13 protein-coding genes are annotated in these 13918 nt (G+C 73.2%); 10 read left to right on the top strand and 3 right to left on the bottom strand.

Features of this window, described 5'->3' with window-relative positions:
• Positions 1–6: 6 nt before the first annotated feature.
• The gene (locus ACWFR1_RS03090) at positions 7–321 is read right to left on the bottom strand and encodes a trypco2 family protein (RefSeq protein ID WP_453545816.1); all 315 of its coding nucleotides are present in this window, start codon (positions 319–321) and stop codon (positions 7–9) included.
• 200 nt (positions 322–521) lie between these two features.
• Between ACWFR1_RS03090 and ACWFR1_RS03085 the strand changes: the two genes are divergently transcribed.
• From ACWFR1_RS03085 to ACWFR1_RS03060, 6 genes are all read left to right on the top strand, one after another.
• Complete coding sequence (locus tag ACWFR1_RS03085; protein WP_453545814.1) at positions 522–1313, top strand: TIGR03084 family metal-binding protein; 792 nt, start codon at positions 522–524, stop codon at positions 1311–1313.
• Positions 1313–2998 carry an acyclic terpene utilization AtuA family protein gene (locus tag ACWFR1_RS03080; protein ID WP_453545812.1) on the top strand — a complete coding sequence of 562 codons (1686 nt, stop codon included), beginning with the start codon at positions 1313–1315 and terminating at the stop codon, positions 2996–2998. The genes ACWFR1_RS03085 and ACWFR1_RS03080 overlap by 1 nt, the downstream gene beginning before the upstream one ends.
• Positions 2995–4602 carry an acyl-CoA carboxylase subunit beta gene (locus ACWFR1_RS03075; protein WP_453545809.1) on the top strand — a complete coding sequence of 536 codons (1608 nt, stop codon included), beginning with the start codon at positions 2995–2997 and terminating at the stop codon, positions 4600–4602. The genes ACWFR1_RS03080 and ACWFR1_RS03075 overlap by 4 nt, the downstream gene beginning before the upstream one ends.
• A 7-nt stretch (positions 4603–4609) precedes the next feature.
• Positions 4610–6556, top strand: coding sequence for an ATP-binding protein (locus tag ACWFR1_RS03070; protein ID WP_453545807.1), 1947 nt, complete (start codon positions 4610–4612; stop codon positions 6554–6556).
• Complete coding sequence (locus ACWFR1_RS03065; RefSeq protein ID WP_453545805.1) at positions 6553–7686, top strand: acyl-CoA dehydrogenase family protein; 1134 nt, start codon at positions 6553–6555, stop codon at positions 7684–7686. Before ACWFR1_RS03070 ends, ACWFR1_RS03065 begins: the two co-directional genes overlap by 4 nt.
• A 97-nt stretch (positions 7687–7783) precedes the next feature.
• Positions 7784–8326 (top strand): hypothetical protein, encoded by a 543-nt coding sequence (locus ACWFR1_RS03060; protein ID WP_453545803.1) that lies wholly within the window; start codon positions 7784–7786, stop codon positions 8324–8326.
• Between the two features lie 2 nt (positions 8327–8328).
• On the opposite strand, the gene ACWFR1_RS03055 is transcribed toward ACWFR1_RS03060, so the two are convergent.
• Positions 8329–9144: a sporulation protein gene (locus tag ACWFR1_RS03055; RefSeq protein WP_453545801.1), complete on the bottom strand. Its 816-nt coding sequence runs from the start codon at positions 9142–9144 to the stop codon at positions 8329–8331.
• Between the two features lie 9 nt (positions 9145–9153).
• Positions 9154–9612 carry a hypothetical protein gene (locus tag ACWFR1_RS03050; RefSeq protein ID WP_453545799.1) on the bottom strand — a complete coding sequence of 153 codons (459 nt, stop codon included), beginning with the start codon at positions 9610–9612 and terminating at the stop codon, positions 9154–9156.
• 279 nt (positions 9613–9891) lie between these two features.
• Between ACWFR1_RS03050 and ACWFR1_RS03045 the strand changes: the two genes are divergently transcribed.
• The 4 genes from ACWFR1_RS03045 to ACWFR1_RS03030 all read left to right on the top strand — a co-directional run bounded on the left by ACWFR1_RS03045 (position 9892) and on the right by ACWFR1_RS03030 (position 13798).
• A complete protein-coding gene (locus ACWFR1_RS03045) occupies positions 9892–11499 on the top strand; it encodes a 4-coumarate--CoA ligase family protein (RefSeq protein ID WP_453545796.1) in 1608 nt (535 codons plus the stop codon).
• Entirely contained in the window at positions 11496–12230 is a 735-nt protein-coding gene (locus tag ACWFR1_RS03040; protein WP_453545794.1) for an enoyl-CoA hydratase family protein, read from the top strand. Before ACWFR1_RS03045 ends, ACWFR1_RS03040 begins: the two co-directional genes overlap by 4 nt.
• Positions 12218–12796: a TetR/AcrR family transcriptional regulator gene (locus ACWFR1_RS03035; protein ID WP_453545792.1), complete on the top strand. Its 579-nt coding sequence runs from the start codon at positions 12218–12220 to the stop codon at positions 12794–12796. Before ACWFR1_RS03040 ends, ACWFR1_RS03035 begins: the two co-directional genes overlap by 13 nt.
• Positions 12797–12994: 198 nt before the next feature.
• The gene (locus ACWFR1_RS03030; RefSeq protein ID WP_453545790.1) at positions 12995–13798 is read left to right on the top strand and encodes a peptidoglycan-binding domain-containing protein; all 804 of its coding nucleotides are present in this window, start codon (positions 12995–12997) and stop codon (positions 13796–13798) included.
• Positions 13799–13918: the final 120 nt, after the last annotated feature.

Here is a 13918-nt window from a genome sequence, read left to right as displayed (position 1 = left end):
GGCCGTTCAGCCGGCACCGAGGAGGTCGGAGACGTCGTCGCCGGTGAGGACCTTCTGCCCGGTCGTGGCCTCCTCCGCGGAGAGCGTCATCCGCACCGTGTGCGTCTGGCCGCTCTTCGCGCCCGCCTTGCCGCCGAGCGAGACCACCCAGAACTTCATGCCCGCGTTCGCCTCGGCGGACTTCTCCACGGAGACCTGGAGCTCCAGGTCGATGGAGTCGATACGGAACCTCACGTCCTCGTTCGCCGCCTCCAGCCGGGCGCGGCTGATCTCTGAGCGCAGCGAGGCGAGCAGGTCGGAGAGTTCGATGTCCATGCTCATGAGACCCCCGTGGTCGTGCGAAGCGGTGCTCGTCAAGTGTTGCAGAAGGGTAGCGAGTTCGGCAGTGGTCCGACGGGTGCCGGAAAATCAAAGCAAGCATGCTTGATTGTTTTCTGGTTCGCTGCCATGCTCCGGGACACGCCGCCGAGCGCCGCCGTCGCCGTCGTCGTGCCGCCGCTGTGTCCCGAGGGGAGCGCACCGTGTCCGATCCCGCCGTCGTCCTCGACGATCTGCGCGAGGAGAGCCAGGAACTCGACAGGCTCGTACGTGAGTTGAGTCCGGAGCGGTGGGCGGCGCCGACCCCCGCGCCCGGCTGGACCGTCGCCCACCAGATCGCCCACCTCGCCTGGACCGACCGGGCGGCCCTCCTCGCCGCCACCGACCCCGAGGCCTTCGCCGTCGAGACGGAGAAGGCCCTCGCCGCCCCCGACCGCTTCGTCGACGAGGGCGCGGAGGAGGGCGCGAAACTGCCGCCCGCCGAGCTCCTCGCCGCCTGGCGCGCGGGCCGCGAGCGCCTCCAGGACGCCCTCCGGGCGGTTCCTCAGGGCGTGCGCTTCCCCTGGTACGGGCCGCCGATGAGCGCCCCGGCCATGGCCACCGCCCGGCTGATGGAGACCTGGGCGCACGGCCAGGACGTCGCCGACGCCCTCGGGGCCGTCCGCGCGCCCACCGCCCGGCTCCGGCACGTCGCCTGGATCGGCGTCCGGGCCCGCGACTACGCCTTCCTCGTGCGGGGGATCCCGGCGCCCGTCGAGCCCTTCCGCGTCGAACTCACCGCCCCCGGCGGCGAGATGTGGGCGTACGGGCCCGAGGGCGCCGCCCAGACCGTCACCGGCCCCGCCCTCGACTTCTGCCTCCTCGTCACCCAGCGCGTCCATCGCGAGGACACCGCGCTCGTCGCGCACGGCCCCGACGCCGAGCGCTGGCTCGGCATCGCCCAGGCCTTCGCCGGCCCGGCGGGCACCGGCCGCGCGCCCAGGGAGGCGGAGTAGTGGTCCTCCGCATCGGCAACGCCTCCGGCTTCTACGGCGACCGCTTCGACGCCGTCCGCGAGATGCTCACCGGCGGCGAGCTCGACGTCCTCACCGGCGACTACCTCGCCGAGCTGACCATGCTCATCCTCGGTCGCGACCAGCTCAAGGACCCGGCCGCCGGATACGCGAAGACGTTCCTGCGCCAGATGGAGGAGGGCCTCGGCCTCGCCCACCAGCGCGGCGTCCGCATCGTCGCCAACGCGGGCGGCCTGAACCCCGCCGGACTCGCCGAGGCCCTGCGTGCGCTCGCCGCGAAGCTCGGCCTGCCGACCCGGATCGCCCACGTCGAAGGCGACCGACTGCCCTGGCAGGACGGGGTGTTGACGGCCAACGCCTACCTCGGCGGAGCCGGTATCGCCGCCTGCCTCGCCGCCGGGGCCGACGTCGTCGTCACCGGCCGCGTCACCGACGCGGCCCTCGTCACCGGACCCGCGCAGTGGCACTTCGGCTGGGGCCCGGAGGAGTACGACAGGCTGGCGGGCGCGGTCGTCGCCGGGCACGTCCTGGAGTGCGGCACCCAGGCCACCGGCGGCAACTACGCCTTCTTCGCCGCACACGACCCGTCCACCCTCCGCCGCCCCGGCTTCCCGCTCGCCGAGCTCCACGCCGACGGCAGCGCCGTCATCACCAAGCACCCCGGCACGGGCGGCCTCGTCGACGTCGGTACGGTCACGGCCCAGCTGCTGTACGAGACGGCCGGCGCCCGCTACCCCGGCCCCGACGTGACGGCCCGCCTCGACACCGTACGGCTCGTCCAGGAAGGACCCGACCGGGTCAGGATCCACGGCGTGACGGGCGAGGCCCCGCCCCCCACCCTCAAGGTCGGCCTCAACCGCCTCGGCGGCTTCCGCAACGAGGTCGTGTTCGTCCTCACCGGCCTCGACATCGAGGCCAAGGCGCGGCTCGTCCGCGACCAGATCGAGGACGCCCTGGAGCGCGCCGACTCCCGCCCCCAGGAGGTCCGTTGGGAGCTGGTCCGCACCGACCGCCCCGACGCCCCCACCGAGGAGACCGCGAGCGCCCTGCTCCGCCTCGTCGTCCGCGACCCCTCCCCGGAAGCCGTCGGCCGCACCCTGACCGGCGCCGCGATCGAACTGGCCCTCGCGAGCTACCCCGGCTTCCACGTCACCGCGCCCCCCGGGAAGGGCGCCCCCTACGGCGTCTTCGGGGCCGCGTACGTCCCCGCCGCCGACGTCCCGCACACGGCCGTGCTCCCGGACGGCACCCGCGTCCCCGTCCCCGTACCGCCGAGCGGCGCGGACCTGGTCCCCGTACCCGACCCGGAGCTCCCACCGCCCCTCCCGTACGACTCCACCCGCCGCGCCCCCCTCGGCCGGATCGCCGGCGCCCGCAGCGGCGACAAGGGCGGCGACGCCAACGTCGGCGTCTGGGTCCGCACGGACGAGGAGTGGCGCTGGCTCGCGCACGCGCTGACCGTGGAGACGTTCCGCGAACTCCTGCCGGAGACAGCGGAGTTGCCGATCGCGCGGCATGTCCTCCCGCATCTCCGGGCTCTCAACTTCACCGTCTCCGGGATCCTCGGCGACGGCGTCGCCTCCCAGGCCCGGTTCGACCCCCAGGCCAAGGCCCTCGGCGAGTGGCTCCGCTCCCGGCACCTGGACATACCGGAGGTACTCCTGTGACCGTCCTCGCCACCGCCCTCGACACCGGCGGACCCGAGTACCGAGAGCACCGCGCCGCGATGCTCGACAAGCTCGCCGCCCTCGAAGGCGAGCACGCCAAGGCCCTCGCGGGCGGCGGCGAGAAGTACACGGCCCGGCACCGGGGGCGCGGCAAGCTCCTCGCCCGCGAGCGCGTAGAGCTGCTCGTCGACCCCGACAGCCCCTTCCTGGAGCTGTCGCCGCTCGCCGCCTGGGGCAGTGCCTCCCCCGAGTACACAGTGGGCGCCTCGCTCGTCACCGGCATCGGGGTCGTCGAGGGCGTCGAGTGCCTGATCACGGCCAACGACCCGACCGTGCGCGGCGGCGCCTCCAACCCGTGGACGCTGAAGAAGGCCCTGCGGGCCAACGAGATCGCGTTCGCCAACCGGCTGCCCGTCATCTCCCTCGTCGAGTCGGGCGGCGCCGACCTGCCCTCCCAGAAGGAGATCTTCATCCCCGGCGGGGCGCTCTTCCGCGACCTCACCCGCCTCTCCGCCGCCGGCATCCCCACTGTCGCGGTCGTCTTCGGCAACTCGACGGCAGGCGGCGCGTACGTCCCCGGCATGTCCGACCACACCGTGATGATCAAGGAGCGGTCGAAGGTCTTCCTCGGCGGCCCGCCGCTCGTGAAGATGGCGACGGGGGAGGAGAGCGACGACGAGTCCCTCGGCGGTGCCGAGATGCACGCCAGGACCTCCGGCCTCGCCGATCACTACGCCGTCGACGAGGTCGACGCGCTCCGCCAGGCCCGCCGGATCGTCGCCCGCCTCAACCACCGCAAGGCGCACACCGATCCGCCACTCGCGCAGCCCCCGAAGTACGACGAGGACGAACTCCTCGGGATCGTTCCCGGCGACCTCAAGACGCCCTTCGACCCGCGCGAGGTGATCGCCCGGATCGTCGACGGCTCCGACTTCGACGAGTTCAAGCCGCTGTACGGGACCTCGCTCACGACCGGGTGGGCGTCCCTGCACGGCTATCCGGTCGGCATCCTCGCCAACGCGCAGGGCGTGCTGTTCTCCGCCGAGTCGCAGAAGGCGGCGCAGTTCATCCAGCTCGCCAACCAGCGCGACATCCCGCTCCTCTTCCTCCACAACACCACCGGCTACATGGTCGGCAAGGAGTACGAGCAGGGCGGCATCATCAAGCACGGCGCGATGATGATCAACGCCGTCGCGAACTCGCGCGTCCCCCACCTCTCCGTCCTCATGGGCGCGTCGTACGGCGCCGGGCACTACGGCATGTGCGGCCGGGCGTACGACCCCCGCTTCCTCTTCGCCTGGCCGAGCGCGAAGTCCGCCGTCATGGGGCCGCAGCAGCTCGCCGGCGTCCTGTCGATCGTGGCGCGCGCGAGCGCGGCGGCGAAGGGACAGCCGTACGACGAAGACGCCGACGCCGGTCTCCGCGCGCTCGTCGAGGCGCAGATCGAGTCGGAGTCCCTCCCGATGTTCCTCTCGGGGCGGCTGTACGACGACGGGGTCATCGACCCCCGCGACACCCGCACGGTCCTCGGGCTGTGCCTGTCCGCGATCCACACGGCACCGGTCGAGGGCGCGCGCGGCGGCTTCGGCGTCTTCCGGATGTGAGGCCCAGATGACCGACGTGACCGAACCGAAGCCCCTGACGACGCCCCCGGCCGTCCCGCCCCCGGCCGTCCCGATCTCGACCCTCCTGGTCGCGAACCGGGGAGAGATCGCCTGCCGGGTCTTCCGCACCTGCCGTGAGCTGGGCATCTCCACCGTGGCCGTGTACTCCGACGCGGACGCCGACGCCCTGCACGTCCGGGAGGCCGACGCGGCGGTACGGCTGCCGGGGGCGGCGCCCTCGGAGACGTACCTGCGCGGCGACCTCGTCGTGCGGGCGGCGCTCGCGGCGGGTGCCGACGCCGTCCACCCCGGCTACGGCTTCCTCTCCGAGAACGCCGACTTCGCGCGGGCCGTGACCGCCGCCGGTCTCGTCTGGATCGGCCCGCCGCCGGAGGCCATCGAGGCGATGGCCTCGAAGACCCGGGCGAAGGAGCTCATGCGGGTGGAGCCGCTCACGGAGGTGACCGCGTCCGACCTCCCCGTCCTGGTGAAGGCGGCGGCGGGCGGCGGCGGGCGCGGCATGCGGATCGTCCGCGAACTCGACGAACTGGAAGGCGCGTTGAAGGCCGCGTCCGCCGAGGCGGAGAGCGCCTTCGGGGACGGCGAGGTCTTCGTCGAGCGGTACGTGGAGAACGGCCGGCACGTGGAGGTGCAGGTCCTCGCGGACCGGCACGGCGGCGTCCGGCTGATCGGCTCCCGCGACTGCTCGCTCCAGCGCCGCCACCAGAAGGTGATCGAGGAGAGCCCCGCCCCCGGATACCCCGAGGAATTCCTCCAGGGGCTGTACGAGCGGGCGAGGGACGCCGCGACGGCCGTCGGCTACGTCGGCGCGGGAACGGTCGAGTTCCTCGTCGACGAGGACCACGCGGTGCACTTCCTGGAGATGAACACCCGCCTCCAGGTCGAGCACCCCGTGACCGAGGAGGTGTACGGCATCGACCTCGTCGCCCTCCAGATCGCCGTCGCCGAGGGCGCCCGGCTCCCCGCCGTCCCGACGGCGCCGAGCGGCCACGCCGTGGAGGCCCGGCTCTACGCCGAGGACCCGGCCACGGGCTGGACCCCGCAGGCGGGCCTCCTGCACCGCCTGGAGTTCCCCACCGGGCCGGGCATCCGCGTCGACACCGGATACGCCTCCGGGGACACCGTGCCCGTGCACTACGACGCCATGCTCGCCAAGGTCGTCGCGCACGCGCCGACCCGCGCCGAGGCCGTCCGCAAGCTCGCCCACGCCCTCGAACGGACGGTGATCCACGGTCCCGCCACCAACCGGGACCTGCTCGTCGCCTCCCTGCGGCACCCCGAGTTCGCGGACCCCGCCCGGCTCGGCACCGGGTTCTACGAGCGGAACCCGGACGCGCTGGCCGCCCCCCGGGACGGCGAGGTGTACGCGGCGGTCGCCGCCGCGCTCGCCGAGGCCGCAGGGAACACGGGCAGGTTCGGCGGCTGGCGCAACATCGCCTCCCAGGACCAGGTCAAGGCGTACGGCGAGCACGAGATCCGCTACCGGCCCGCGCGGGGCGGCGGCTACGAGGTCACGGCCCCCGAGGGCGTCCGGGTCGTGTCGGCCGCTCCCGACGGCGTACGCCTCGACATCGGCGGAGTCGTACGGCGCTTCGACGTCACCGCGTACGAGGACGGCACCGTCCACGCCGGCCCCCACCGCCTCACCGCCCGCCCCCGCTTCCCCGACCCCGCCGACCAGCGGGAACCCGGCTCCCTGCTCGCCCCCATGCCCGGCACCGTCGTCCGGGTCGCGGACGGCCTGGCCGTCGGCGACCGGGTCACCGCGGGACAGCCGCTCCTCTGGCTGGAGGCCATGAAGATGGAGCACCGCGTCACCGCTCCCGCCTCCGGCACGCTCACCGCGCTCCACGCCGCCCCCGGCCGCCAGGTCGAGGTCGGCGCCCTGCTCGCCGTCGTACAGACCGAAGCACAGGAGGACAAGACCGTATGAGCAGCATGATCGAGAGTGAAGAGCTCACCGCGCTCCGCGCCGCCGTCTCCGCGCTCGGGCACCGCCACGGCCCCGGCTTCGACCGGGCAGCCCTGTGGGCCGAGGCGGGCAAGCTCGGCTACCTCGGGGTGAACCTCCCCGAGGAGTACGGCGGCGGGGGCGGCGGCATGGCCGAGCTGTCGATCGTCCTGGAGGAGGCGGGCGCCGCCGGGGCCCCGCTCCTCATGATGGTCGTCTCGCCCGCCATCTGCGGCACGGTCATCGCCCGCTTCGGCACGGAGGAGCAGAAGCGGACCTGGCTCCCGGGCCTCGCGGACGGCTCGAAGACCATGGCCTTCGGCATCACGGAACCCGACGCGGGCTCCAACTCCCACCGCATCACGACCACCGCGACCCGCACCGAGGAGGGCTGGGTCCTGAGCGGCCGGAAGGTCTTCGTCTCGGGCGTCGACATCGCGGACGCGACCCTGATCGTGGGCCGCGCGTCCGACGCCCGTACGGGCAGCCTCAAGCCCTGTCTCTTCATCGTCCCGCGCGACGCGCCCGGCTTCGGGCGGCGCCACATCGAGATGGAACTGGACGCCGACGAGAAGCAGTTCGAGCTCACGCTCGACGACGTCCACCTGCCGGCGGACGCCCTCGTCGGCGACGAGGACGCGGGCCTGCTCCAGCTCTTCGCCGGGCTCAACCCGGAGCGGATCATGACGGCGGCGTTCGCGATCGGCATGGGCCGGTACGCGCTCGCGCAGGCGGTGCGGTACGCGAAGGAGCGCACCGTCTGGAAGGCGCCGATCGGCGCGCACCAGGCCATCGCGCACCCGCTCGCGCAGGCCCACATCGAGCTGGAACTGGCCCGCCTGATGATGGCGAAGGCGGCCCAGCTCTACGACGCGGGCGACGACATGGGCGCGGGCGAGGCCGCCAACATGGCGAAGTACGCGGCTGCCGAGGCCTGTGTGAAGGCCGTCGACCAGGCCGTCCACACCCTCGGCGGCAACGGCCTGACGAAGGAGTTCGGCCTGGCCCGGCTGGTCACGGCGGCCCGCGTGGCGCGGATCGCCCCCGTCAGCCGGGAGATGATCCTCAACTTCGTCTCGCACCAGACGCTGGGGCTGCCCAAGTCGTACTGAGGTATGACCTCGCATCTGGCTCCAGGGTGCGACGACGGCGACACCGTGGGGGCGGGACAGTGCGGGCGTCAGCCCAGCGAGGGTGAGGAGCCCGAAGATGTCCCCGATCGCCACCACGGTCCGCACCACCGCACGCGCCTTCCTCGCCCTCCCGTGCGGCGCGGCGGCGGTCGCGCTGACCCTGACGGGCCGGCGCGACCGGGCCGCGCGCCTGCGGGCACGGCTCGCCGACGGGCCGGGTCGTGATGCGGTCGGCGGGGCGGGTCGCGAGGCAGCCGGCGGGCCGGGTCGCCGCGAGGCCGTCGCCGAGCCGGGTCGCGAGGCCGCCGGCGGGTTCGGCGGCTGGACCGGTGGCCGGGTGCTCTCCCGTGCCGCGCTCGGGCTGCCGCTGGACACGGCGGCCTTCGTGCTCGTCGGCTACGCGCTGTTCAACACCGTCCGCAACCTCGGCTACCCGATCTGGTACCTGGACACCGACTACCACCAGGCCTGGGGCGGCCCGACCATGGCCGGTGTCTGGGCGGTCCACGCCTTCGGCTGGCTGCTGTGCCTCGCCGTGCTGCTGCACTGGCCGGTGCGGTGGCTCGCGCGCGGCCAGGCCGCGCTGGACCGCCGCGTGACCCGCACGGGCGGCCGGTGACGTCAGTCCTCGTCGTCGCCCTGACGGTCACCGAGCAGCGTGACCTCGGAGATCCAGCGCCGCACCTCGGCCTCGAAGTCCACCCGGCCGACGTCGTGATGGGCGGCGACATACCGCAGTGCGGGCTTCTTCTCCCTCCAGGTCTTCTCGCGGAGGGCTCCCCTGCGGAGGAAGATCTCGCAGCCGACGGCGTTGGCGTGGAACACCAACTCCAGACTCTTGGCGCGCGTTTCCCCGCTCGACGACTCGCCGCTCGGCGACTGGTCGACGAGGAGGAAGCTCTGCGCGAGGTAGACGTGGTACTCGGTGCCCGGGATCGTGTCCGGGACGATCCGCGAGGTCCGGAGCTCGTATCCCGCGGTGGCCAAAGCTTCGAACACCGCGTCGTGCAGGGGCGTCGAGGTGATCCGCACCAAGTCGTCGTCCGTCTGGTCCTTGACGCCTTCGGCCTCGACCTCGGTATGCACGCCCAGCGTCGCGACCTCCCGCCCCCGCACCTCGGACAGCGGACTCTCCCACTTGAGCCGGTGCTTGATGGGCAGCCGTCGCTCCTCGCCCTTCTTGAGCGTGAACCAGCCGCTCGCGTCGGGGAAGGCGAAGGTCTCACCGCGATGCTCACCGTCGCCGTCGCCCTTGTGCGCCACCGAGACGTTGGCCGCGAGCCGCATGCTGATGGACCCCACCTCCACGTCCCGCTCGGGCGCGCGCACCACGACCTCTCCGGAGAGCCGGCCGCCCGGCCGAGCCGGCCCGGAATGAATGATCGTATCGATTTCGAGCGGTATGCCGCCCCTGCCCAACAGACGCTTGAAGACCATGCGTGCAGGTCAACCACCCACTGCCGCACGGGCGTCGGCGGCCACGGCATCGTCCGCCCGCCGCAACTCCCCGCAGACGAGGATCAGGACCGCCGCTCCGGCGAGCACCGTCCCCGGGAGGGCGAGCGCGAAGCACTGGAGGCTCTCCGGAGCCGCCGTGCGCTCCGTCGCGAAGGCCGCGACACTCATCGCGATCCCGGCCCCGAACAGCGCTCCGGTCGCCACCTGCACCCGGCCGGGCAGGCAGCGGAAGGCCGGCCACGGGTTGCCGCGGTCGGCCCCGTACGCCATCCCCCAGAGGACGGCGACCCCGAGGAGAGGGAAGAGCACGGCGAAGTCCACGACCGTCAGCGTCCGCGGGGACGGCAGCGGCAGCCGCCCCGGCAGCAGCGTCAGCGCCGCCGCCAGCAGCATCAGCGCGCTCAGTCCGCCGGAGAGGGCGGCCTGGACCTTGAAGCTCGTTCGCATGGAGGCAGGGTCCCGCCCGCGCCCACCCACCGCACTACCCGCACACGGCAGTCTCCGCTCCCCGCTCCCTGCCGGATCCCGCCTCCGCTCCCTGCCGGATCCCGCCTCCGCTCCCTGCCGGATCCCGCCGACGGCCCTCCCGGGTCCCGCCCCCCGCTCCCTGCCGGATCCCGCCGCCGCCCCCGCCGCCCCACGTCTTCCCAACAACCATGCAAGCGTGCTTGATTGTTTTCCGGTGCCGAGAGGTCTCATCTTCCATCGCCGCTCAGGGGGCAACACATGGTGTTCCACAGCGAGTACGAGCACGTTCCCACCGTCTCCCTCCCGATCCACGACGCGGTCCTCGGCCGCGCCGCCGAGTTCGGCGACACCCCGGCCCTCATCGACGGAGCCGGCGAACTGACCCTCACGCACGCCCAGGTCGACGCCTTCCACCGGCGGGTAGCCGCCGGTCTCGCCGAGGCGGGGGTCCGCAAGGGCGACGTGCTCGCCCTGCACAGCCCCAACACCGTGCTCTTCCCGATCGCGTTCTACGCCGCCACCCGCGCCGGCGCCTCCGTCACGACCGTCCACCCGCTCGCCACGCCCGAGGAGTTCGCGAAGCAGCTCCGCGACTCCTCAGCGCGCTGGATCGTCACCGTCTCGCCGCTGCTCCCCGCGGCCCGGGCGGCGGCCGAACTCGTCGGCGGCATCGCGGAGATATTCGTCTGCGACCAGGCGCCGGAAGGCGAGGGGATCCGCTCGCTGCAGTCCTTCCTGGCCTCCACCGGACCCGTCCCGGAGCCCTCCATCGACCCCGACGAGGACATCGCGGCGCTCCCGTACTCCTCCGGCACCACCGGCGTCCCCAAGGGCGTGATGCTCACGCACACGTCGATCGCCACCAACCTCGCCCAACTCGCGCCGCTGGTCCCGATGGGCCCGGGCGACCGCGTCCTCGCCGTCCTCCCCTTCTTCCACATCTACGGCCTCACGGCCCTCATGAACGCCCCGCTCCGCCAGGGCGCCACCGTCGTCGTCCTGCCCCGCTTCGACCTCGACACCTTCCTCGGCGCGATCCAGAAGCACCGCATCAACGGCCTGTACGTGGCTCCGCCGATCGTCCTCGCCCTCGCCAAGCACCCGGCCGTCGCCGACTACGACCTGTCGTCCCTGGAGTACATCGTCTGCTCCGCCGCCCCGCTCGACGCGGCTCTCGCCGAGGCCTGTTCGGCCCGCCTCAGGCTGCCGCCCGTCCGCCAGGCGTACGGCATGACGGAGCTCTCCCCGGGCACCCATGTCACCCCGCTCTCCGTCGAGAACCCGCCGCCCGGCACCGTCGGCAAGCTGCTGCCCTCCACCGAGCTGCGGATCCTCTCCCTCGACGACCCGTCGAAGGACGCCGCTCCGGGCGAGGCGGGCGAGGTCGCCATCCGGGGGCCGCAGGTCATGAAGGGGTACCTGGGCCGTCCAGACGCCACGGCCGCGATGATCGACGGCGACGGCTGGGTCCACACCGGCGACATCGGACGCGTCGACGACGACGGCTGGCTGTTCGTCGTCGACCGGGTCAAGGAGCTCATCAAGTACAAGGGCTTCCAGGTCGCGCCGGCCGAGCTCGAAGCGCTCCTCCTCACGCACGACGGCATCGCCGACGCCGCCGTCATCGGCGTCACCGACGCCGAGGGCACCGAGATCCCGAAGGCCTTCGTCGTCCGCCAGCCCACCGCGCCCGGCTCCACTGCCCCCGGCCTCCCCGCGCCCGGCCTCACCGCCGAGGACGTCATCGCGTACGTCGCCGGACGCGTCGCCCCGTACAAGAAGGTCCGCCGCGTGGAGTTCGTCGAGAGCATCCCGAGGGCGGTGTCCGGCAAGATCCTCCGCCGAGAACTGAGGGACCGCGCATGACCTCGCGTACGCCACTGCTGGACGTCTCCGAGGAGCGGGGAATCACCACCCTCGCCCTGAACTCCCCGGCCACCCGCAACGCCCTCTCCACGCACCTCGTCACCGAGCTCGCCGACGCCCTCACCGCCTGCGGCAAGGACCCGGCGGTCCGGGCGGTGGTCCTCACCCACACCGGCGGCACGTTCAGCGCGGGCGCCGACCTGAAGGCCCCGCCCAGCCCGTACGCCTTCGTGGACCTGCTCCGGCAGCTCGTCGAACTGCCGAAACCCGTCGTCGGCCTCGTCACGGGCCACGCCAGGGCCGGCGGCCTCGGCCTGCTCGGGGCCTGCGACATCGTGCTGGCGGGGGAGGCCGCGGACTTCGCGCTCACGGAGGTACGGATCGGGGTCGCGCCGGCCGTCATCTCCCTCACCCTCCTCCCGAAGCTCGACAGCCGCGCGGCCGCCCGCTACTACCTCACGGGGGAGCGGTTCGGCGTCCCCGAGGCCCTCGCCATGGGCCTCGTGACAGCCCCCGACACCGAGCTCGACGGCATCGTCGACGCCCTGCGCGCGGCCTCCCCGCAGGGCCTGCGGGAGGCGAAACGGCTGGTCACCGCTAGAGTCCTGGAAGCCTTCGAGCGCGACGCGGAGGACCTGGTGCGGAGGTCGGCCACGCTCTTCGCCTCCGCCGAGGCGCGCGAGGGGATGACGGCCTTCCTCGAACGACGGGACCCCGAATGGCGGCTGTGACCGCACCCAAGCAGGACAGGAGCCGCGCCACCCGGCAGCGGCTCCTGGAGGCCGCCGTGGCCTGTCTGGCCGAGCGTGGCTGGGCGGGGTCCACGGTGGCCGTCGTCGCCGAGCGGGCCGGCGTCTCCCGGGGCGCGGCGCAGCACCACTTCCCGACCCGTGAGGACCTCTTCACGGCGGCCGTCGAGTACGTCGCCGAGGAACGCTCGCAGGCCCTGCGCGGCCTCCCGTCCCGGGACCGCACCGAGGCCGTCGAGGCCCTCGTCGACCTCTACACCGGGCCGCTGTTCCGGGCGGCGCTGCACCTCTGGGTCGCGGCCTCCGGCGAGGACCAGCTCCGGGACCGGGTCACCGAGCTGGAGGCGCGCGTCGGCCGCGAGTCCCACCGGATCGCCGTCGAGGTCCTGGGCGCCGACGAGTCCCGCCCGGGTGTACGGGAAACGGTCCAGGGCCTGTTGGACATGGCCCGCGGCCTGGGCCTCGCCACCCTCCTGACGGACGATCGGGCGCGCCGGGAACGGGTGGTGGCCCAGTGGGCGCGGCTGGTGAACGAGGCCCTGGCGTAACGGCGGTGCCGGGCGTCGTGCGCTGATCGGGGAGCCGCGTCCGGCCGGGGGAGGCGTCCCGGGCGTCCTGGGACATCCCGTGGTTGTCCCGCACTGTCCCGTACCCGCCGTTCGAGGCCCTTTCCGACCCGCGGGCGCCTCCACGATGGCCGGGTCCCGTACCTCCGGACATCATCCGAATCCCGAGGAGCCCCCGGAATGCCGGCCACCATCCGAAGAACAGCCCGCCCCCAACCCCTCGTCCCCGACGGCCGCGACCGACGCGACGGCCGCGACCGACGCGGACGGCTCGTCTCCTGCGTCGCCGCGGCACTCGCCCTGCTCTTCGCCGTCTCCCTCGGTCTCGTCCAGGCGCCGGCGGCGCAGGCCCTGGACTCCACCACCTGGATCCAGCGCAATCTGATCGGCCTCAACTACCTGCCCCAGGGCTCCGCCGACGGCGTCTACGGCAGCCAGACCACCAGCGCGGTCCGCGCGTTCCAGCGCGACAACGGCCTTGACGAGGACGGTACGTACGGCGGTCGTACCGAACTCGGCCTGCACAACAAGGTCAAGGAGGTCCAGCGGAAGGCGGGCGTCACCGCCGACGGCGCCTACGGCGACGGCACCACCACGGCGGTGGCCAACTGGCAGCGGTCGCACAGCCTTTCCGTGGACGGCATCACGGGCCCGGCCACGATGAACGCGATGGGCATAGCCCGTACGGTGAAGATCACCGCCCAGTGGAAGTTCGGGCAGTTCGGCTGGTCCGTCTCCGGCCAGTTCTCCTGCCTGGACCAGCTCTGGTTCCGGGAGAGCAACTGGAAGGTGTACGCGGACAATCCGACCTCCGACGCGTACGGCATCCCGCAGGCGCTGCCCGGCACGAAGATGGCGACCGCCGGCGCCGACTGGCTGACCAACCCCGCGACCCAGATCCAGTGGGGTCTGGGCTACATCAAGGAGCGCTACGGCTCGCCGTGCGCGGCGTGGACCTTCTGGCAGAGCCACAACTGGTACTGAGCCGGTAGCTCCGTCACGGAGGAAGGGGGGTGGGGGGGGGGCGGGGCCCGCGCCCCCCCCCCCCCCCGCCGACCCCGCCGGACCGCCCACGCCCGAGGCGCTGCTGGACGGGGTCGTCGC

The organism is Streptomyces sp. NPDC055103 (assembly GCF_053607625.1).
The sequence above is the reverse complement of the archived record's forward strand: the minus strand, read 5'-3'. Positions and strand labels throughout refer to the sequence as shown.